Source organism: Vagococcus penaei, assembly GCF_001998885.1.
GTDB lineage: Bacteria > Bacillota > Bacilli > Lactobacillales > Vagococcaceae > Vagococcus > Vagococcus penaei.
This window is the reverse complement of the sequence record NZ_CP019609.1, coordinates 1,547,240-1,566,765: the sequence shown is the minus strand read 5'-3', so window position 1 is coordinate 1,566,765 and position 19,526 is coordinate 1,547,240. Positions and strand designations below refer to the sequence as shown.

The following is a 19,526-nucleotide window of genomic DNA, read 5'->3' as shown; positions in this document are numbered from 1 at the left end:
CCGTCCTTCTTTTTTTATTTTACTTGCTCAATAGCTACATCTGATACGAGCGATAGAATAGCTTCGCCAGTTGCTAAGTCATCACTAAATGCTGTTGCACTACCAGCAGCTACACCATATTTAAAGGCTTCAATGCTATCATTTGACTTAACAAACTCATTAACAAAGCCCGCAACCATTGAATCACCTGCACCTACTGAATTTTTAAGTTTCCCTTTTAAGCCTGGTGCACGATAGACACCTGACTGAGTGAAAAGAAGTGCTCCGTCTCCACCCATGGAAATCAAGACATTTTTAGAACCCATCTCAATCAATTTTTTACCGTATGGAATCATGTCCTCAATCGAATTAAACGTAACATCAAATAAATCAGCCAATTCATGATGGTTAGGTTTAATAAATTCTGGTCCAAACGGTAGAATGTCAAACAGTGAATCACTGCTAATATCGACAACAAAATGTGCATTATTTTCTTTTACTACCTGAATTAACTCATTGTAAACATCATGAGGTAATCCTTTAGGAATACTTCCCGAAAAGACAACTAAATCTTTTTCAGTTGTTCGAGCAAGCTGTGCTTTCAACTCAGCTAAGGAATCTGCCGATATAGTTGGTCCTTGCCCATTAATTTCTGTTTCAACATCACTTTTTAGTTTAATATTAATACGCGTATCTTCTGATACTTCGACAAAATCTGTGCGTAAGTCTTCTTGAGCTAAAGCATCTTTCACAAAAGAACCTGTAAATCCACCAATAAAACCTAGATTAATTGATTCCGTTCCTAAATTTTTTAAAATGCGCGATACATTAATTCCTTTACCACCAGGAAATTTAAATTCCTCAGTTGTTTTATTTAATTGGTCAGTCTTAAATTCAGGTACTCGAATGACATAGTCAATAGCTGGATTTAGTGTAACAGTGTAAATCATTTAATCTACCTCCTTGATTGTCGTTAACTCCGTTAATTTATGCTTAATTTCATCTGGAACAGTTGTTGTAATGATACTTGCTGCTTCAATATCAGTCACTTTTGAAAAATTGACTTTATTAAACTTCGTTGAATCAGCTAAAATATAAGATCTTTGGGCTTGACCAATCGCAATTTTTTTAGCTTGTGCTTCATATGGGTCAGCTGTAGTATAACCATAATCAATATGAATACCGTTGACTCCCATGAATGCTTTGTCAAAATAATAAGCTTGTAATTGTTCAATGCTCGTGTGACTCACAATTGATTTCGTTTTTTGCCGAATTTCGCCTCCAACAATAATTGTTGGCAACCCAATATCAACACTCAATGTCGCGTGATACACTGAATTGGTAATGACATGACAATCTTTTGTTTGCAAGTAAGGGAGCATGTCATAAGTCGTTGTCCCAGCATCCAAATAGATATAGTCTCCATCATTTACTAATGATGCCGCATAAGCTGCAATTTTTTTCTTTTCTTGCGTGTTTTTGACTGATTTTTCAATCATCGTTAATTCTGGTTCTAATTTAATAATTCGTTTAGCACCACCATGAATTCGTGACAGGAGATTTTCTTCTTCCATTTCTTGTAAATCACGACGAATAGTGGACTCAGAAACATCCAACCTATCCATTAAATCACGATTTTTCACAATATCTTTCAACTCTAATAATCGCAGAATTTCATTTTTTCTTTCTTCTGTCAACATATTAACCAACTCCATAATCTTATTATACCGTCACATTCATTCAAAAGCAATCATATTTTTGATTGAAACGAAAAAAAACAGTCATTATACATTATGTAAATGACTGTTTGATTTTTTTAAGCATACTGCTCAATAACATCCTTAAAGAGACCGTAGACAAATTGATTTGGCTCAAAGTTTTCCAAATCATTAATCCCTTCGCCTAAACCAACTAATTTCACAGGTAGATGTAGTTCATTACGAATAGCTAACACAATACCACCTTTGGCTGTTCCATCTAATTTTGATAGAACAATTCCCGTGACATCTGTCGTATCTTTAAATTGTTTTGCTTGAATTAAAGCATTTTGTCCAGTTGTCGCGTCCACAACAAGCAACACTTCATGTGGTGCCGATGGGTATTCACGTTCAATGATACGCTTCATTTTTTCTAATTCTTTCATTAAATTCACTTTATTTTGCAAACGGCCAGCCGTGTCAACTAGCAACACGTCATAGCCTTCTTTTTTAGTTTTATCAACTGCATCAAAAACGACGGCAGCTGGATCACTACCCGCTGCATGTCTCACAACTTCCACTCCAGCACGTTCACCCCAAACAACTAACTGATCAATCGCACCTGCACGGAAGGTGTCTGCTGCTGCTAACAACACTTTTTTACCTTCTTGTTTATATCGATAAGCTAATTTACCAATACTAGTTGTCTTACCGACTCCATTGACACCAACAAATAAGATAATTGTCGGACCATCTGTTTGTAGGTTAACAGCATTATTTTCCTCTTCACCGTCTGCATCATACAGTTCAACCAATTTTTCAACAATAACTTTTTCAATATCTGCTTGTTTCTTGACGTTTTTTAACTTAACCTCTTCTTGTAATTCATCAGAGATTCGCATAGCAACATCAAAGCCAACATCAGCACCGATTAAAGCTTCTTCTAAATCTTCAAAAAATTCGTCATCAACCATTCGGAAGTTAGCAAATAATTTATTCATAAAACTACCAAAAGTTTTACGTGATTTTTCCAGACCTTTATCGTATTTATCCGTTGTATTTTGTGGTTCTACTTCAACAGTTTCTTCAACCTTTTGAATACTTGGTTCCTCTATTTCAGGCTCAGGTGTTTTTTCAACAATCTGCATTTCTGTCGCATCAACTTCAGCTTCAACTGCTTCATCGATATCTTCATCAATTTCCGCCTGCTTTTCAGGAGTTTCGGGATGAACTGGCTCATTTTCCTCTCCACGAACAGCTTCTTCAATATCCTCATTGGTAATACCAGAATCCGACATACTGTCATTTTCTGATTTTTGATGGTCCGTCTCAGTTAAATCAATGGCTTCTTTCTCATTTTCTTCAATATGTTTTTCAAGCGTTTCTTCTTGTTTCTCACCAAAGACTGCTTTTTTGATTTTATCAAAAATGCCCATTTATTTCTCTCCTTTTAACACAAATTTCTCAACAGCTACCGCAACACCATCTTCTTCATTTGATGGCGCAATGTACTGTGCGATTTTTTTTAATTCAACATTGCCATTTTCCATGACGACGCCTAACCCTGCATATTCAATCATCGATTCATCATTTTCTTCATCACCTAGCGCCATAACTTCACTCTGTTTAATACCTAAAATATCTGTTAATTTTTGAATACCATTTGCCTTACTAACAGTTTTGGGTAAGATTTCTAATAAGTTAGGCCGTGATTTCATGATATTAAACTTAGCATGAAATTCATTAGGAATGTTACTAATTTGTTGATCTAGATAAGACTGAGCCACACCAACTACCATTTTATTAAAAATCTGTGTTTCCGTTAAACTAGCTGTCGTCTGATGAACAAAAGTCAATAGTGGATTTAAGGTTTCATAAATTGACTGGTGTGTTGCAGTTGCAGTTGGTATGTGAATACATTGGTCTTTAGACAAAACATCTAAAGGTAAATCTAATGTCGTCATTAATTCCGCAGTTTCTTTAACATCAGCTAAACTTAATGAATCAGAAAAAATTTCTTCACCGGTGTCATTTTTTTGAATGGCTCCACCATTAAATGTGATACTATAATCACCTGCATCACGTAATTCTAATCGGTCAAGAATTGGTTCAATAGCTATCAACGGACGTCCTGTGCAAATTACTACTTTAACACCCTCACGCTTAGCTTGAACTAAGGCTTGCTTGTTACGATCAGAAATTGTTTTATCATCTTTTAATAACGTACCATCTAAATCAATTGCAATTAATTTAATCACTCGTTCCATCTCCTTCGCACCTAATTTTCGTGACTATCGATTGTAAAATCTTCCATGTGAACTGAAACAATTTTAGATACCCCAGACTCTTGCATTGCGACGCCATATAAAATATCAGCTGCTTCCATTGTTCCTTTACGATGAGTAATGACAATAAATTGCCGGTTATCACCAAAGTTACGTAAATAGTTACCATAGCGAGTCACATTGGCATCATCTAAGGCTGCCTCGACCTCATCTAAAATACAAAATGGCACAGGTCGCGCTTGAATAATGGCGAATAACAATGCAATAGCTGTTAACGCTCGTTCACCACCAGATAGAAGACTTAGCTGTTGTAATTTTTTACCCGGCGGTTGTGCGACAATATCAATGCCCGTATTTAATAAATCCGTCGGGTCCGTTAACGTTAAATCCGCATGCCCCCCACCAAACATATTAGGAAATACTTGTTGAAATTCATGGCGAATATCACTGAAGACATCGTGGAACTTCTCAATAACTAATTGATCCATCTCAGACATCGTTGTATATAAAGCCTCTTTTGCATTAAGCAAGTCATCACGTTGACTCACTAAAAATTGATAACGTTCAAGTAACTCATTATAATCATCAATCGCTTGAAGATTAACTGTCCCTAGCATTTTCAACATCTGCTTCAATTCATTAATCCGTTTTTTTCCTTGTTCAAAGTCAACGACAGGCCCTAAGGTATCTTTCACTGAATCATAATTGGTTTGATATTCTTCAGTTAAATAAGTCGTCAAACGGTCAAGTGTAATATCCGCTTGTTTGCGTGCTACTTCAATCGCAATTTTACGATCTGTTTCTTGTTGTAAGACTTTGTTTTTTCGTCCTAACTCCTGATCGTGTATTGTAATCGTCTGATGAATCGCTTCACGTGATGCCCGTGTCTCTTCCAATCGTACCATAATTTCTTCACGCTGTTGTCTTAATTGAATCATTTTCTCTTCTAATAGTTGATTACGTTCTGAATGTGTCAGTTGCTCACCAGATTCTGACTTAAGTTGTTCCTGAGATCGAGCTAATTCTGACTCTAATTCAGTTAATTGTGCTGTTTTTTCCTTGTAACGTGTTGACAGATGCGTCATACGTTCTGTCATGACAGCTAGCTCTGATTGTTTCGTTGCTAATTGTGACTTGACATCATCACGTTTGCGACTGTTGTCTTCCGCTTGTTGATCCGTCTGATTCATTAGTTGATCCAATAGTTCACGTTTTTTTTGCAACTCTATTCGTGCCTCTTCCAGTTGCTCTTTTTCTTCTTGATACAACACTAAAAATCGCTGTAATTCTTGTTTTTCATACTCAAAAGCTCGGCGTTCTTTACTATATTGAAGAATCATTTGTTCGACTTTTTGTACCTCATTAACGAAAGACTGCTCTTGTAATCTCGCCTCTTCGCCATCCTGACGTAATTTATCTAATGTCTGTTCTAGCGCTTGAAGTGCTGCTTTTTTAGTTAAAACGTCTTGTTCTTTCCGTTGGTACATATCTCGCATTTGGCTAATTTGTTGTGCTAACGTTTGTAAATCGTTCGTTTGATTAAACAAATTACTACTTTGGCCTTTTTTAGTCGCACCACCAGTCATTGACCCACCTGGATTCATCACATCGCCCTCAAGTGAGACCACTCGATATTTATAGCTCAAAGCTTGTGCCAATGCATTCGCTGAGGCTAAGTCTTTCGCAATAATCGTGACTCCTAAAACATTTTGGATAATTGACTGCACTGTTGACTCATAAGTTACCAACTCACTAGCCACTCCAATGAATCCACTAATTTTTTGTGCTTGTTGTCGTGACGTTTCAGGCATAATACGGGATTTAATTGTCGTCAATGGTAAAAATGTTGCACGTCCTGCTCTTTTCTGCTTTAAAAATGTAATGCCCTGACGAGCGCTAGCTTCATCTGACACGACAATATGTTGCGCTGCAGCACCTAAGGCTGTTTCAATAGCTAGACTAAATTCGTTAGGTACCGTGATTAATTCAGCGACAGCACCAATAATCCCCGGTAGTTGCTGTTTTTCCTTTAAGACTGAACGCACACCTTGATAATAACCTGCATAATTTTCTTGTAAATCTTTTAAACTTTTCTCTTTAGCTTGTGCCTGTTGTAGAATTTTTAACGCATCATACATTTGACGCTCATTTGTTTGAACCGCTTCTTTTAATGCTTGATAATTTGCTTGTTCCTGTTGAAAAGTTACCAATAACTTTTCAAGATACGTTTGATGGTTTATTTGACTAGTCTTCAATACTTCCTGACGCGCTTTCGCATCATTCTCTAACGTCAAAAGTTCTTCGTAGCGATCTAAATCTTTTTTATTCCGACGTGTTTCCTGCTCATATTGCTTTTCTAAATGTTTTAAATCATTGTTAATGTTGGTTTGTTGTTGCATCACATCAACGTAATCACCACGCAAATCTGCTAGTTGTTCTTTGGATGATTGACTTAATACCTTTTCCATCTGTGTTAATTCAGCGATAGTCGTCGTGAGACTTTTTTTCTCGACTTGTAATTGTTGTTTCTCAGCTTGGATTGCCAAAATATCTTCTTGAGTCTCACGAATCACCTGTTGTAAAGTGAGTAAAGCTTGTTGGTATTGACCTGCTGATTGTTCCGAATATTTTTGGCGTTCTTCCAATACATTTTTTTGACCCTCAATTTGCTCATATGTTTGCGTAACGGTCAATAGTTCAGACTGGAGCGTTTGTAACAATACATCCAATTGATCCCTTTTGTCACGTGCGTGTGACAACTGCTCTTCAATTTGACTTATCTGCTGTTGTTCTGTCACAACAACAGTCTGAATCATTTCCAATTCTGACGTTTTGTCATCATATGCCTCTTTCATTCTAGCCATTTGCTCTACAGTTACTTGACTATCAATTTCTTTGAGTTCTTCTTTTAAAAGTAGAAATTTTTTCGCACGTTCACTTTGTTCAGCTAGTGTATCCTTTTGACTTTCTAACTCAAATATAATATCGGTCACACGACTTAAGTTATCATCGGTTTCAACTAATTTACGTTCAGCTTCTTTTTTACGTGTTTTATATTTTAGGACACCCGCAGCTTCTTCAAACACACCTCGACGTTCTTCCGGTTTGCTATTAAATATTGCCTCAACTTTCCCTTGAGAAATAATCGAAAATGATTCTCGACCTAAGCCAGAATCCATAAATAAATTAACAATATCTTTTAAACGGCAAGCTTGTTTATTAATAAAAAAATCACTCTCGCCAGAACGTGTTAATCGTCTCGTCACACTCACTTCATTGTAATCAATCGGTAAAGTTTGTTCTGTATTGTCTAAGACAACCGTTACTTCAGCCACATTTAAGGGCGAACGCGAAGAAGAGCCAGCAAAAATTACGTCAGGCATTTTACCACCACGTAAATTTTTTGCTGACTGTTCCCCTAGTACCCAACGAATGGCTTCTGTAATATTACTTTTTCCACTCCCATTTGGCCCCACAACAGCGGTTAACCCATGATTAAATTCAATAACTGTGCGATCAGCGAAAGACTTGAAGCCTGCTATCTCTAATCGTTTTAAATGCACTTAATTTAAGACCCCTTCCCACTTATCTTAATTACTTATCTGTTTTTTCAGCTAGCGCTGCCAGCGCAACTTCTGCCGCTTTTTGTTCCGCAGTTTTCTTAGATTTACCAAAACCAGTCCCTAATACTTTTTTATCTGCACTAACTTCAACGTAAAAAATTCGATTATGTGCGGGACCTTCTTCATTAACTAAACAGTACTCAATTAAAATGTCACCGTTTTTTTGTAATACTTCTTGTAAGACAGTCTTATGATCCATCTCATGTGAAAAAGCACCTGATTCGATTTTTGGAATAACCACTTGATAAATAAATGCTCTTGCTTTCGTCATACCTTGGTCTAAATATAAAGCACCTAAGAAAGATTCAAACAAATCGCATAATAATGATGACCGCTCACGACCACGAGAATTTTCTTCCCCCTTACCCAAACGAACATACTTATCAAAACCACAATCTTTAGCAAATTGTGCTAATGAATCTTCTTTGACAATTGTTGCACGCAATTTTGTCAATTTCCCTTCAGGTAAGTCGGTAAAATGCTTGTATAGATAATCTGAAACAATTAATTCTAATACAGCATCTCCTAAAAATTCTAGACGTTCATTATCGGTTAATTCCAAATGTCGATGCTCATTCACATAGGATGAATGCGTAAAAGCTTGAGCTAATAAATCAATATCTTTAAAGCTCACATCATAAGTCTTTTTCAGTAAAGCTAATAATTCTTCGTGCATAATCTGACATCCCTTCTTTTATACTGAACATCTCTTATTATACTTGGTTTTTTTGTGATTTAAAATAAAAACTATCAATTTAGGAAGATTTCCTAAATTGATAGTTTTAAATGTGCTTATTTATTATTCTCTTGTATCAGATGTTACACCAATCTTAGCCCATGCATCACGGCCCTTAACAACATCCCAGTTAAAGTCTGTTACACGTTTACTAACTGGAAGTATTTCACTACGGAATAATGTAGGAAAGGCAAATGCTTCATCATGTGCATAGTTTTGCCAATCTTTAAAGACTTTCAAACGATACTCAGAATCAAATGCTTTATCTGAGTCCATATCACTCAATAGTTTAGAGTTTTCTTCAGATTCAAATCGCGTGAAGTTAAATGCTGCAGTTGGTCCATATAATGACGTTTGAGATGGATTAAGACCAACAGACCAGGCTGCTTGGTATACATCAATCTCTGGATCATCATTTTGAACTTTATCATAGAATTGGTTAAAGTCAATTAAACGACCAGTTGCTAATTTTACATCTAAGCCAATCGCTTTCCATTGATCCATGTAGTACTCTGCTAATGGTTGCGCTGTTTCACCACCGGCCATTGAAGCAAACTTAATTTCTAATTTGTTGCCATCTGGGTCACTACGGAACTCGTCACCATCTTTTTTCTTATAGCCAGCATCATCTAGTAATTTGTTAGCTTTGTCGATGTCTTGTGTGTAACCTTTTAATTCCTTATCGTTAAAATCACCTAATGCTGGCGGAATTAATGAGTTAGCTCCCGAACGCAAGCCGTAATAGAATTTATCTCCAACCGCTTGATTATCAACAGCATAAGCCATTGCTTGACGTAATGATTTGTTTGACATCTTAGCTTCTGGGTTATAAGATACGCCACCTTTTTCTTTATCCCATTTACCCATTTTGAATCCAATATACGTGTAACTAAATTCTGGACGACCTAACATTTCGTATCCTTCAACATCTTTGTAAGATGGATAAGTGTCCGTTGGCATTGAGATTACCATGTCATATTTTTTCGCTTTCAAACCTTCAACGACAGAGTTTGTTGGTGTTTGACGGAAAATAATTTTGTCTAGTTGAGGCTTATCACCATAGTAATACTCGTTTGGTGTGTATTCAACACTTTCACCACGTGTGATTTTAGCCATTTTGTATGGTCCAAAAGAGACAGGATTTTTACGGACAGCATCACTTGATTCCATGTCTTTTACAGGAATATCTTTAAAGATATGCGCTGGCATAGCATTTTGCCATGCACCACCATCACCACTAGCTGTTAAAATCCCAGGATCGACACTTTCATAAGTAATTTCAACTGTTTTATCGTCAATTTTCTTAATACCTGAAATGTTATCCGCTTTGCCTTCATGGTATTCTTTCATACCGATAATTTTTTGCATTTGTGCTCCGTAACGTGTACCAGGATAATCTTTATTTCCAATAACTAGATATGGTTGGATAATGTCGTCAGCAACAACTGGCTTACCATCTGTCCACTTAGCATCCTTAACTAACTTAATCGTCACTTTCTTCGCATCTTTATCTAAATCAAGAGTTGCAACTCCACTATCATCAATTTGAAACTTATCATCATAACCGAATAATGATTCGAATGCTGGTCCCATAAATTCTGAATCGTATGCATCTTTATTAAATGCTGGATCGAATAATCCTTGGAAGGAAGTATCCATGGCAACGGCAACATCTAATGTACCTTTACCTGTTGCTTTGTCTTTATTTTTTGTTTCAATTGGAAACTTAGAGATATCTTGAACCTCTTCACTTTTTTTCTTTCCACCGCTACTTTCTTTTCCACTATCTTTACTACCACACGCAGCTAGACCAACAGTAACTGCTGCACCAAGTGCTACTACACTAGCAAGTTTTTTATACTTCATTGTCAAATCCCCCTTGTTTTTTCATTCTATTTCTCTACTTACATATTAGAATCTCGTCTTACGACAGTTGATTGTTATTTCATGATAAAATAATTAGAAACTAATAAGATATATTATGATTATATTAGAGTTATTAGAATTTTTCAAGCTTTTTGCCATAAATTATTTTTATAATTTAAAAATAAGCAAAAAATAATGTCTCAAATATTGATTAAACAATGTTTGCAACATTATAAAAAAATGATAAAAAATATTTTACACTTATTTTAATCATAATTATCTCATAATAATAAAAAAAAACAGACAAAGCTTGTAGGCTTTTGTGGCTCTATAATTTAAAGGACTGATGAATCAAAATTTGATTCATCAGTCCTTTTTTAGTTTATTTAAATATAAAACATGTCGTCTATCTAGTAAAATTTAAGTACCACCAAAAATCTAAGATAGAAAGGACGACATGTCGTGAATAATCATATCAAAAAAATGCTACGAATTACAGATGAACATTTATATTTAACAAATACGGAGGAAGCTAAAGTTAAAGGAAAGAACTCTTTAATTATCTTTGGCATCTATTCTCCCATGCCTTCGGCTTGTAAATCCTGTGGGTCAACTGTTGTTGATAATGAAGGAAAAAGTGTGGTTGTTAGGAATGGAAAAAAAGAAGTAACTATTCGATTAGATTCTTATCAAAATATGCCTACTGTTTTAAAACTAAAGAAACAACGATTCCATTGTAAAAACTGTTCTCACAATTGGACCGCACAGTGTTCTATTGTTGAAAAAAATTGTCATATCAGTAAATTTATTACTTTGAAGATTTTAGAATTATTAACTGAGAAAATCTCTATGACAGTTATATCTAAACAATGCCAAGTTTCTTTAACTACAGTTTTAAGAGTTCTTAAGTCCGTTGAATCACAGCTCCCACAACAACTTAAACCTCGATCTTTTCCAGAAGTTTTAATGGTAGATGAGTTTAGATCTCACGCTAGTTATGAAGATAAAATGAACTTCATATGTGCTGATGGGAAAACAGGTGAATTAGTGGACGTTTTACCTAGTAGGAAATTAGAGAAAATCATTCCTTACTTTAATCGCTCTTCATTGGAGGAACGGAGAAAAGTTAAATTTTTAGTAACAGATATGAATGCAGCTTACTTTCAATTGACTAAAACAGTCTTTCCTACTGCTAAGCTAGTCATTGATCGATTTCATATTGTAAAGCATTTGAACACTGCTTTTAATGATTTGAGAGTACGAGAAATGAAGACATTAGTTGCCAACAAGAAAAATTCAGAAGCCAATAAATTAAAATCAAACTGGAAATGTCTTCTGAAAAATCAAACAACTATTTCCATTTCAGAATTCAAAACCTGGAGAAGCTTTCCTTCTCCAAAGCATCCTCTTTTAACGGAATCTATGATGATTGATCGACTACTTTCATTCTCTTCTAATCTAAAAGAAGCTTATGATATCTTTCATTTACTAATGTATCACTTTAGAAACAAAGATGACCAGTCATTTTTCGAACTATTGAAAGATTTACCCGATAGCTTGGATAGACAATTTAGAAATAAAATAGACAATCTGATTTCCTACGAGGAAGGTATTCGAAATGCCCTAAAATATAATTTTTCCAATGGAAAAATCGAAGCTAAGAACACTCATATAAAAACTCTTAAAAGAGTTTCCTACGGGTTCAACTCCTTTACGAATATGCGCATAAGAATTTTCTTGATAAACGGCCTTATTAAAATTAAATAACTAAAAAAGATGATAAATCTGAGAATAATCTCAAATTTATCATCTCATATATCCGACTCATCAGTCCGATTTGACAAAGAGCCGCTTTTGTCTGTTTTAAGATAATTATTCTCTTGATTCAGCAGTTACACCGATTGTTGACCAAGATTTTTGTCCTTTAACATTATCCCAGCTATAATCAGTCACGCGATTACTTACAGGACGAACTTCATTACGGAATAATGTAGGGAAGACAAATGCTTGGTCATGAGCATATTCTTGCCATTCTTTAAAGACTTTTAGACGATATTCAGAATCAAAAGCTTTGTCAGAATCCATTTCATTTAATAATTTAGTGTTTTCTTCATCAGCAAAACGAGTGTAGTTAAAGGCTGCTTTTGGTCCATATAACGCTGTTTGAGAAGGGTTATAACTTACTGACCATGCACCTTGATACACATCAATTTCTGGATCATCATTTTCTAATTTATCATAGAATTGGTTAAAGTCAATTAGACGACCTGTCGCCAATTTCACATCTAGACCAACAGCTTTCCATTGATCCATGTAGTACTCAGCTAATGGTTGAGCGGTTTCGCCACCAGCCATTGAAGCAAACTTAATTTCTAACTTGTTGCCATCTGGATCGCGACGGAATTCTTCACCATCTTTTTTCTTGTAACCAGCATCATCTAATAATTTATTGGCTTTATCAATATCTTGTGTGTAACCTTTTAATTCTTTATCATTAAATTCACCTAATGCAGGTGGAATTAATGAGTTAGCACCCGTACGTAAGCCGTAGTAGAATTTATCTCCAACAGCTTGATTGTCAACAGCATATGCCATTGCCTGACGTAAAGATTTGTTAGCCATCTTAGATTTAGAGTTGTAGGCAACTTCGCCTTTTTCTTTATCCCATTTACCCATTTTGAAACCAACATAAGTATAACTAAATTGTTCGCGACCTAAAATTTCATAGCCTTCGACATCTTTATACGTTGGATAAGTATCAGTTGGCATTGCAATGACCATATCATATTTTTTTGCTTTTAAGCCTTCAACGACAGAGTTTGTTGGTGTTTGACGGAAAATTAGTTTATCTAATTTTGGTTTTTCACCATAGTAGTGCTCATTTGGTGTGTATTCAACACTTTCACCACGTGTGATTTTAGACATTTTGTATGGTCCAAAAGAAACAGGATTCTTACGTACTGCATCACTTGATTCCATACCTTTAATAGGAAGATCTTTAAAGATATGAGATGGCATGGCATTCTGCCAAACTCCACCGTCACCATCAGCTGTTAAAATACCAGGATCGACACTTTCATAGGCAATCTCAACCGTTTTATCATCGATTTTCTTAATACCAGAAATTGAGTCTGCTTTGCCTTCGTGATATTCTTTCATCCCTAGAATTTTTTGCATTTGAGCACCATAACGCACACCGTTATACTCTTTGTTACCAATAATTAAATATGGTTGGATAATATCATCAGCAATAACTGGTTTGCCATCTGACCATTTAGCATCTTTAATTAATTTAATTGTAACTTTCTTAGCCTCTTTATCTAAATCAAGAGATGCAACACCACTATCATCAATTTGGAATTTATCATCAAATCCAAATAGAGTTTCGAAAGCTGGTTCCATAAAGTACACATCAAATTGATCCGAGTTAAATGCTGGATCAAATAATCCTTGGAAAGATGTATCCATAGCAACAGCAACATCTAATGTCCCTTTGTCAATGGCTTTCTTGTCATTTTTAGTTTCTTTAGGGAATTTAGCGATATCCTGCGCTTCTTCGCCTTTTTTTCCACCACTGTTTTTTCCACTATCTTTACTACCACATGCAGCTAAACCAATTGTAACAGCTGCGCCAAGTGCTATCGCACTTACTAATTTTTTGTACTTCATTTCAATCCTCCTAGTTTTTTTAACCTAAACGTTGACGAGCATCTGCTGAACGTTTAAATGCTTGGCCGACATAATTTATGCTTAACATCAATACTAAAATCAAAATTGATGCTGGTACCCAAATCCATGTTTTATTAGCTAAGACATCACCACTTGCAGCATAGCCAATCAAAGTTCCTAAACTTGGTGTCGATTGCGGCAATCCAAATCCTAGATAGGATAGAGTTGTCTCAATCCCAATATTTCCGGCAAAGTTCATTGTTAAGTTCGTAATAATTAATGAGCTCAAGTTTGGCATTAATTCACCAAACATGATTTTAAAGTCGCTTGTGCCAAGTGTTTTTGATGCACTGATGTAGTCACGACGAACTTCAGAAAGTGTTTTCCCTCTAAATAGACGTGCTTTAGCTACCCAGTAGAATAAACTCATAATCATAACAAATGATAAAACATTGTAGTTTGGAATAATCGTAACAAATACAATAATAATCATCATAATTGGTAAAATCATGATAAAATCGACAATACGCATGATAACTCCATCAATAAAGCCACCATAATAACCGGCGATAATCCCTAAACCAACACCAATAATTGAGGTTAAAATAGTGATTAAGAAACCAATCGTGATTGAGTTTCTTGCCCCAATAATTAATTGACCAAAGACATCACGGCCACCTTCATCTGCCCCTAAAATCCAACCATCTCCTGGAGCATTGTATTTATCTAAGATACTAACTTTCATAATCGATGCTTGATCCATAAATAGTGCTGAAACAAAAATCCCAACTAATAGGACAACTAATAAAATTAATGATGCCATCGCTAATTTATCTTTTTTAAATTCACGAGCAATCATTTTAAGACCTGTTGGCGGTATACTTACCACTTCAGGTTGATTATTTTCTGTTTTACTCATTATACTATCTCCTTTCTTAATTTTTTAGGTGTTACTGAATACGAATACGAGGATCTACAATACTCATGACAATATCTGAGATCAAGTTCCCGACGATTGTAACAATCCCTAAAATTAATACAAGAGCAGTAATAACGGAATAATCACGCCCATTAATAGCATCAATAAACAATTTACCAATTCCTGGATAAGCAAATGTCGCTTCAATAACGACAGATCCACTGATTAATGCAGTAATTTCGTAACTTAACTGTGCCGCAATTGGTAATGACGCATTTCTAAAGATATGACGTGTGAAGACTTTATTTGTCGGTACACCTTTTGCACGAGCTGTTCGAACAAAATCTAGTTGCTTCGCATCAATAACCTCATTACGTAAATACTGAATCGTTACAGCTGTTGCTAAAATTGCTTGGGTAATCGCTGGTAAAACCATGTGATAGAATCGACTACCAAAATAACCAATTGTTCCTTTAATCGCACCACTATCAACAGAACCTGTTGTTGGGAACCAATCTAAACGGTAACCAAAGAAAAATAGCATGATTAAAGCAAAGATAAAGGTTGGTACCGCAAAACTAACGAAGTTGTAGATAACCACTGATTTATCAAACAAAGAGTTTTGGTATCGACCAGAGAATAAACCTAAGGGTAAAGCAATCGCATACGTTAGGATAACTGTTAATAACGATAACCAAATAGTATTCGTTACACGTTGGCCAATGATTTCAGTTACTGGTAATTTATACAAGAAACTTTGACCAAAATCACCCTTAAGTGCATTCAATACCCAACGAGCATATTGCTCATACCATGGATCATTTAACCCGGCAGCTGCACGCATACGCTCAATCGTTGCTGGGTCAGTATTTGGATTAATTAATCCGGTAAACGGATCTCCAGGCATTGCTTTTGCTAAAATAAAAATAAACAAGCTCAAGACGATGATTTGAGGAATCATCATTAACACACGACGAAGTATTGTTTTCCACATAATTAGTTCCCCTCACTTTCAATATGCTTAACTGCTGCTTGATGAGTTGGACTAATACGTTGTAAATCATACACTCGACCATTTTCATCGTAGTATTGATTATACAACTCTTGGAATTCTCTATCGACGCGACGACGTTCTTCTTTATGTTTTTCACGATTAGCCACATCTATTTTAGGAATGGCAGATAATAAACGTTGTGTATAAATATGTTGAGGGTTATTATAAATATCCTCACGTGTCCCAATCTCAACAAAACGACCCTTATTCATAATAGCAATATTGTCACACATGTGTTTAACCACACCTAAATCATGTGAAATAAATAAGTAACTTAGGTTGTACTCTTGTTGGATTAGCTTCATAAAGTTTAATACTTGCGCTTGTACTGATAAGTCCAAAGCAGATACTGGCTCATCCGCAATAATTAATTTAGGGTTAGTCGCTACTGCTCGAGCAACACCTAGCCGTTGACGCTGACCACCAGAAAACTCATGTGGGTATTTGTAAAGAGCATCAGTTGGCATCCCAACAATATCTAATAAACCTTGAATCTTTTTCTTTTCTTCTTGATCAGTCAAGTTTTCAAAGTTACGAATTGGCTCACCAATAATATCAATTACACGTTTTTTTGGATTCAAACTAGACATTGAATCTTGGAAAATCATCTGAACATCTTTATTGTAATCAATTTTTTTACGTTCTTTTTTAGTTAGAACACTGTTACCCTCAAAACTAATTTCGCCAGCAGTTGCTTTTTCTAGACCAACAATCGTTTTACCAATGGTTGATTTACCAGAACCAGACTCACCAACTAAACCATATGTTTTACCTGCTTCAATTTCAAAATTCACACCATCCACGGCGTAGACATAATCAACAACTTTATTGAAGAAACCGCCACGAATAGGATAGTGAACTTTTAAGTCTTTAATTTCTATTAATCCCATTTACGATTCTCCTTCTTCTTTAAAGTGGAAGTGCTTGTAACATGTACATCGCACAAAATGTCCTGGTTCAACTTCATGTAATGTTGGCGTTTCTTCATGTGCACTTTCAGGAATCCAAGGAATCCGTTCAGCAAAACGACAACCAGTCCGTTTCATGTTTTTCAACGACGGCACAACACCTTCGATTACGTGTAACTCAGAATCGTGTGCGTCTTCTTGTGGTATCGAATTTAATAAAGATTGTGTATAAGGATGTAATGGATTACTAAACAACACATCAACATTCGCTTCCTCAACAACTTGGCCAGCATACATTACAGCGACACGGTCAGCTGTCTCTGCTACAACACCCAAGTCATGAGTAATTAAAATAATTCCAGCTTCTGTTTCTTTTTGTAAATCATTTAATAAATCTAAAATTTGTGCTTGAATCGTCACATCAAGAGCAGTTGTCGGCTCATCAGCGATAATAATTGGTGGCTTACATGAAATAGCAATTGCGATAATCACACGCTGTCTCATACCTCCTGATAACTCATGTGGGTATTGTTTCGCCACTCGTTCAGGATTGACAATTCCTACTTGATTTAGTAAATCGATGGCACGCTTTTTACGGTCCGTTTCATTCATATCTGTATGGTAGTATAACGCTTCAGCAATTTGATCACCGATTCGCATTAAAGGATTCAACGCTGACAAAGGATCCTGGAAGATCATTCCAATGTCGTTCCCCCTGATTTTGTTATACAATGTTTCTGACAAACCAACTAAATTTAAATCATTATAAATGATATCACCCGTAATTTTAGTTTGTTTAGGATCTTGTAACCCCATGATTGTCATTGCCAAAGTACTTTTCCCACACCCAGACTCACCAACAATTGCTAAAATTTCATTTTTATCTAGGGTAAGAGATACTCCATCCACAGCGTCATAATAATTATCTTTGATCCGAAACCCCGTGTGAAGATCTCTTACGTCTAATAATTTGTTGTCTTCAAACAATAGAATTTCTCCTTTCTTGTGTTATTCCCTAACTAGTTTTTGTATAGTCAACGATTCATTTTTTACCATTAACACCTTAAAATTAAAAATAGCATAAGATATCTTATAATTATATTAGAATTTACTGGTTTCCGCAACTATTGTCACCCATTTTCACCATAAAAAGCGTAATTTTTTTCTTTTTATTCTATTAAACCTTGATTTAATAACGTATTTAATAAAAGACAATACTTTATTAAAGATAGAAAAAGGCTATATCAATAGAAAAACGACTAATAAACGTTGAAATCCTATTATAAAAAAATAAAAATGATAAATTTCTCATTTAGTTAAATATTATCTCATAATATCAAAAAAGAATCAATACGATTTCTATCACATTGACTCTTTGAGTACACTATTCACGCTCACTGATGAGCCATGATATAATCAACCGCACCACCGACTGTTTCAATCTTTTCAGCGTCGTCGTCGGAAACTTCTTCATTGAATGCATCTTCTAACTCTAAAACAAACTCCATAATCGCTATCGAATCCGCTTGTAAATCTTCTTTAATTCGAGTATTTTCAGTTACCTGTTCGTCATCGACATCAAAATGTTCGACAATAATATCTTTAATTTTACTGAAAACTTCTTCTCTCGTCATGCTAATGGTACCTCCTAGTAGTTGTTAAAAAATTGATAAAGCAAGATAAATTCCTACTTAATTCTACTCATAAAAAGAACATTTGTCTATTCTTTCAGGCATTTTTATTAGTTATTAGTTAGTGGTTTTATCTTCAAAATAAATTCTTAAGTCGTGAATGACATTCGTTTGCTGCATTTGATTAATCTGACGTACAGCAGATTTAATTGATTCAGGATCTGATGATCCATGACACTTAATCACTGCACCTTTCAAACCAAACAAAACAGCACCCCCATGATTAGAGTAGTCCATTTGATTTTTTAAATTCATTAGGCTATCTTTCATCATTAATGCCCCCATCTTACCCTTAAAGCCACTTTCTTTTACAGACTCTTTTAAAACAGACATCATGGACATCGCTGTGCCTTCCATTGTTTTTAAGACAGCATTACCAGTAAATCCATCTGTTACAACAACGTCCGCTACACCATTAAATAAGTCACGGGCTTCAATATTACCAACAAAGTTAATGTCTGACGATGCAGCCAACAAATCATAGGCCGCCTTAGTTAACTCACTCCCTTTTGTTGCTTCTGTTCCATTATTTAGTAGCCCCACACGTGGATTAGTCACTTGACGAACATTTTTTGCATAAAATGTTCCTAGTACAGCGTAGGTTAACAAATGTTCTGGCTTATTGTCTGCATTTGCACCCATATCAATAAAATCAAATCCATCTGAATCACCTTTAAAAACAGGTAGCGTCGACATTAGGCCGGGACGCTCGATATTCTTAATCCGTCCAACGATAAATAATCCAGAAGCCAATAAAGCACCAGTATTTCCAGCAGATAACACCGCATCCGCTTCACCATTTTTCACAGCTTGTGCTGCTAAGACCATCGACGCTTGTTTTTTTCGACGAATTGATTTAACCGGTTCATCGTCACTCTCAATTTTTTCATCAGTATGAACAATTGTTATATTTGTTAAGTCTGATAGATATTTTTTAATCTCAGGTTCTTTTCCATAAAGAATAAATTCAATTTCCGGAAAATCTTTCCGAGCTAATGCAACACCTTCAACAATTGCTTGAGGGGCATTATCTCCACCCATTGCATCGACTGCAATCTTTACCATATTTCTCCCTCTTTCATCTAAGTATTTATCGCTG

At 35.5% G+C, this 19,526-nt stretch carries 15 protein-coding genes; 1 reads left to right on the top strand and 14 read right to left on the bottom strand.

The window, feature by feature from the left end:
- Positions 1–14: 14 nt before the first annotated feature.
- From pfkB to BW732_RS07430, 7 genes are all read right to left on the bottom strand, one after another.
- Positions 15–929 (bottom strand): 1-phosphofructokinase, encoded by a 915-nt coding sequence (gene pfkB, locus BW732_RS07460; protein ID WP_077276158.1) that lies wholly within the window; start codon positions 927–929, stop codon positions 15–17.
- Positions 930–1,679 (bottom strand): DeoR/GlpR family DNA-binding transcription regulator, encoded by a 750-nt coding sequence (locus BW732_RS07455; protein WP_077276157.1) that lies wholly within the window; start codon positions 1,677–1,679, stop codon positions 930–932.
- 116 nt (positions 1,680–1,795) lie between these two features.
- The gene (gene ftsY, locus BW732_RS07450; RefSeq protein ID WP_077276156.1) at positions 1,796–3,112 is read right to left on the bottom strand and encodes a signal recognition particle-docking protein FtsY; all 1,317 of its coding nucleotides are present in this window, start codon (positions 3,110–3,112) and stop codon (positions 1,796–1,798) included.
- Positions 3,113–3,934: a Cof-type HAD-IIB family hydrolase gene (locus tag BW732_RS07445; protein ID WP_077276155.1), complete on the bottom strand. Its 822-nt coding sequence runs from the start codon at positions 3,932–3,934 to the stop codon at positions 3,113–3,115.
- A 20-nt stretch (positions 3,935–3,954) separates the two neighbouring features.
- Positions 3,955–7,524 (bottom strand): chromosome segregation protein SMC, encoded by a 3,570-nt coding sequence (smc, locus tag BW732_RS07440; RefSeq protein ID WP_077276154.1) that lies wholly within the window; start codon positions 7,522–7,524, stop codon positions 3,955–3,957.
- A 31-nt stretch (positions 7,525–7,555) separates the two neighbouring features.
- Positions 7,556–8,260 (bottom strand): ribonuclease III, encoded by a 705-nt coding sequence (gene rnc, locus BW732_RS07435; RefSeq protein ID WP_077276153.1) that lies wholly within the window; start codon positions 8,258–8,260, stop codon positions 7,556–7,558.
- A gap of 123 nt (positions 8,261–8,383) precedes the next feature.
- Positions 8,384–10,186: an oligopeptide ABC transporter substrate-binding protein gene (locus BW732_RS07430; RefSeq protein ID WP_077276152.1), complete on the bottom strand. Its 1,803-nt coding sequence runs from the start codon at positions 10,184–10,186 to the stop codon at positions 8,384–8,386.
- A 462-nt stretch (positions 10,187–10,648) separates the two neighbouring features.
- Here BW732_RS07430 and BW732_RS07425 point away from each other — a divergent pair, with 462 nt between their 5' ends.
- The gene (locus tag BW732_RS07425; protein WP_077274886.1) at positions 10,649–11,953 is read left to right on the top strand and encodes an ISL3 family transposase; all 1,305 of its coding nucleotides are present in this window, start codon (positions 10,649–10,651) and stop codon (positions 11,951–11,953) included.
- Between the two features lie 105 nt (positions 11,954–12,058).
- Here the strand turns inward: BW732_RS07425 and BW732_RS07420 are convergent, their stop codons facing one another.
- The 7 genes from BW732_RS07420 to plsX form a co-directional block, all read right to left on the bottom strand.
- Positions 12,059–13,855, bottom strand: a complete 1,797-nt coding sequence (locus tag BW732_RS07420) for an oligopeptide ABC transporter substrate-binding protein (protein ID WP_077276151.1) — start codon at positions 13,853–13,855, stop codon at positions 12,059–12,061.
- 19 nt (positions 13,856–13,874) lie between these two features.
- Positions 13,875–14,774 (bottom strand): ABC transporter permease, encoded by a 900-nt coding sequence (locus BW732_RS07415; protein WP_077276150.1) that lies wholly within the window; start codon positions 14,772–14,774, stop codon positions 13,875–13,877.
- 31 nt (positions 14,775–14,805) lie between these two features.
- Positions 14,806–15,768 (bottom strand): oligopeptide ABC transporter permease, encoded by a 963-nt coding sequence (gene opp4B, locus BW732_RS07410; protein ID WP_077276149.1) that lies wholly within the window; start codon positions 15,766–15,768, stop codon positions 14,806–14,808.
- A 2-nt stretch (positions 15,769–15,770) separates the two neighbouring features.
- Positions 15,771–16,718, bottom strand: a complete 948-nt coding sequence (locus tag BW732_RS07405; RefSeq protein ID WP_077276148.1) for an ATP-binding cassette domain-containing protein — start codon at positions 16,716–16,718, stop codon at positions 15,771–15,773.
- Complete coding sequence (locus BW732_RS07400; protein ID WP_077276147.1) at positions 16,719–17,723, bottom strand: ABC transporter ATP-binding protein; 1,005 nt, start codon at positions 17,721–17,723, stop codon at positions 16,719–16,721. It abuts the gene before it with no gap.
- 407 nt (positions 17,724–18,130) lie between these two features.
- Positions 18,131–18,370 (bottom strand): acyl carrier protein, encoded by a 240-nt coding sequence (gene acpP, locus BW732_RS07395; RefSeq protein ID WP_077276146.1) that lies wholly within the window; start codon positions 18,368–18,370, stop codon positions 18,131–18,133.
- 114 nt (positions 18,371–18,484) lie between these two features.
- Complete coding sequence (gene plsX, locus BW732_RS07390; protein WP_077276145.1) at positions 18,485–19,492, bottom strand: phosphate acyltransferase PlsX; 1,008 nt, start codon at positions 19,490–19,492, stop codon at positions 18,485–18,487.
- Positions 19,493–19,526 lie beyond the last annotated feature (34 nt).

Bases quoted from the DNA above. Each gene is read 5' to 3' on its own strand.
- pfkB (WP_077276158.1), bottom strand. From the start codon at position 929: ATGATTTACACTGTTACACTAAATCCAGCTATTGACTATGTCATTCGA.
- BW732_RS07455 (WP_077276157.1), bottom strand. From the start codon at position 1,679: ATGTTGACAGAAGAAAGAAAAAATGAAATTCTGCGATTATTAGAGTTG.
- ftsY (WP_077276156.1), bottom strand. From the start codon at position 3,112: ATGGGCATTTTTGATAAAATCAAAAAAGCAGTCTTTGGTGAGAAACAA.
- rnc (WP_077276153.1), bottom strand. From the start codon at position 8,260: ATGCACGAAGAATTATTAGCTTTACTGAAAAAGACTTATGATGTGAGC.
- BW732_RS07430 (WP_077276152.1), bottom strand. From the start codon at position 10,186: ATGAAGTATAAAAAACTTGCTAGTGTAGTAGCACTTGGTGCAGCAGTT.
- BW732_RS07420 (WP_077276151.1), bottom strand. From the start codon at position 13,855: ATGAAGTACAAAAAATTAGTAAGTGCGATAGCACTTGGCGCAGCTGTT.
- BW732_RS07415 (WP_077276150.1), bottom strand. From the start codon at position 14,774: ATGAGTAAAACAGAAAATAATCAACCTGAAGTGGTAAGTATACCGCCA.
- opp4B (WP_077276149.1), bottom strand. From the start codon at position 15,768: ATGTGGAAAACAATACTTCGTCGTGTGTTAATGATGATTCCTCAAATC.
- BW732_RS07405 (WP_077276148.1), bottom strand. From the start codon at position 16,718: ATGGGATTAATAGAAATTAAAGACTTAAAAGTTCACTATCCTATTCGT.
- acpP (WP_077276146.1), bottom strand. From the start codon at position 18,370: ATGACGAGAGAAGAAGTTTTCAGTAAAATTAAAGATATTATTGTCGAA.
- plsX (WP_077276145.1), bottom strand. From the start codon at position 19,492: ATGGTAAAGATTGCAGTCGATGCAATGGGTGGAGATAATGCCCCTCAA.